Genomic DNA, 1,564 nt, shown 5'->3' with positions numbered 1-1,564 from the left:
GAGGCTGACGATCATGACCAACCCCTGCCGTCGTCACTTTCAACGCGTTACAGCAGCCATCGAAGCGGCTGCTGTCGCCGGGCCGGCCATGACCATGGAGGGCGCCACCTCCTACGAACTGCACCTATCCAAGCTGCACCAGGACTACCTGCGGCTGAAACAGGTGCAGTCCAACGAGGGCAAGGCAGAGCTGAAACGCCTACTGCTGCCCGAGTACGAGCCCTATGTCGAAGGCGTATTGGCCGAAGGCAAAGGCGCTCAAGACCAAGTGCTGACAACGCTGATGGTGTGGCGCATCGATGCCGGCCACTTCAAAGGCGCCCTGGACATCGCGGCCTACGTGATCGAGCACCAGTTGATCATGCCCGACCGCTTCGAGCGTACCACCGGCACCATCGTCGCCGAGGAAATCGCCGAGGCCGCGCTCAACGCCCAGAAAGCCGGCGGCAGCTTCGACCTGGAGTTGCTCCTGCGCACCGAGCAGATTACTGCCAAGGAAGACATGCCAGACCAGGCCCGGGCCAAGCTGCACCTGGCCATCGGCAAGGCGTACTCGGCCCAGGTCACCGAGGATACCCCCGCAGCAGAGGCCTTGAAGCCCCTCGAACAAGCCCGGGGTCACCTGGCCCGAGCCATCGAGCTGCACAGCAACTGCGGCGGCAAAAAGGATCTGGAGCGCGTCGACCGCCTCCTCAAGAAACACACTGCGCCAGCCCCTTAACGGCCCGCAGTTAACCGAGCGTCCCCACGCACCCCGCCGGCTCGGGGCGGATCGGCCAGGCCGCTCCTCCTGAACGTGAAGCCCCGACCACCGGCGACCTATTGAGCGCAGCACCATGAGCGGATTCGTAGCCAACGGCAGCACGCCTGGCGGCCATATCAACACCGACCCATTCTGGCCCTCGATCGATCTCGACCAGGTGCGCGCCACGCTGCGTATCGACGGCAGCGTCACCCCTGCCCGGCTCGAAACCGCGGTGATCAACACCGCGATCAACGTCAACCGCGAGCTGGAGGCCTGGCAGCTCAGCAAGCAGGCCCAGGGCTATAGCGAGCTGCGCGAAGTACCAGCGCGGCAGGTCAACAGCGAATCGGTCCAGGTGCACCTTTACCGCCGTGCCATCGAGGCCGGGGTCGGCGCCGAAGTGTGTGAGCGGTACCGCTCCTACGACAGCACCAACGCCGGCAACCGCAAGGCCGAGGAACTGGCCCCGAACATCGACGACTACCACCGCGACCTGCGCTGGGCGATCCGCGATTTTCTCGCTACCCCGCGCACCACCGTGGACCTGATCTGATGGCCATCACATTGCGCGCCCAGCAAAACGACACGGTCGACGCCGTCTGCTGGCGGCACTACGGCCGCACGGCGGGCGTCACCGAGGCGGTGCTCGAGGCGAACCCAGGGCTGGCAGACCACGGGCCAATCCTGCCACAGGGCCTCGCCGTACTGATGCCGGACACACAAACCACAGCCCCACAGCGGCAGATGGTGAACCTATGGGACTGAAGTTAAGCCGTGTCCTTGTAGCCACCCACCCTGGACCTTGGAATGAAAAGAATG

Annotated in this window: 3 protein-coding genes; all 3 read left to right on the top strand. The window is 64.7% G+C overall.

Annotation, left to right across the window (positions count from 1 at the left end):
- Nucleotides 1-13: 13 nt before the first annotated feature.
- The 3 genes from gpM (at nucleotide 14) to CAG11_RS32915 (ending at nucleotide 1,510) form a co-directional block, all read left to right on the top strand.
- Nucleotides 14-721, top strand: coding sequence for a phage terminase small subunit (gpM, locus tag CAG11_RS32925; protein WP_085600866.1), 708 nt, complete (start codon nucleotides 14-16; stop codon nucleotides 719-721).
- Nucleotides 722-836: 115 nt separating this feature from the next.
- The gene (locus CAG11_RS32920; protein ID WP_085600864.1) at nucleotides 837-1,298 is read left to right on the top strand and encodes a head completion/stabilization protein; all 462 of its coding nucleotides are present in this window, start codon (nucleotides 837-839) and stop codon (nucleotides 1,296-1,298) included.
- Nucleotides 1,298-1,510, top strand: a complete 213-nt coding sequence (locus tag CAG11_RS32915; protein ID WP_085600862.1) for a tail protein X — start codon at nucleotides 1,298-1,300, stop codon at nucleotides 1,508-1,510. The genes CAG11_RS32920 and CAG11_RS32915 overlap by 1 nt, the downstream gene beginning before the upstream one ends.
- The last annotated feature ends 54 nt before the right edge of the window (nucleotides 1,511-1,564 follow it).

Origin of the sequence: Pseudomonas sp. B6(2017) (genome assembly GCF_002112765.1) — a bacterium.
Taxonomy (GTDB): Bacteria; Pseudomonadota; Gammaproteobacteria; order Pseudomonadales; family Pseudomonadaceae; genus Aquipseudomonas; species Aquipseudomonas piscis.
This window is presented reverse-complemented; position numbering and strand designations above follow the sequence as displayed.

Bases quoted from the DNA above. Each gene is read 5' to 3' on its own strand.
- gpM (WP_085600866.1), top strand. From the start codon at position 14: ATGACCAACCCCTGCCGTCGTCACTTTCAACGCGTTACAGCAGCCATC.
- CAG11_RS32920 (WP_085600864.1), top strand. From the start codon at position 837: ATGAGCGGATTCGTAGCCAACGGCAGCACGCCTGGCGGCCATATCAAC.
- CAG11_RS32915 (WP_085600862.1), top strand. From the start codon at position 1,298: ATGGCCATCACATTGCGCGCCCAGCAAAACGACACGGTCGACGCCGTC.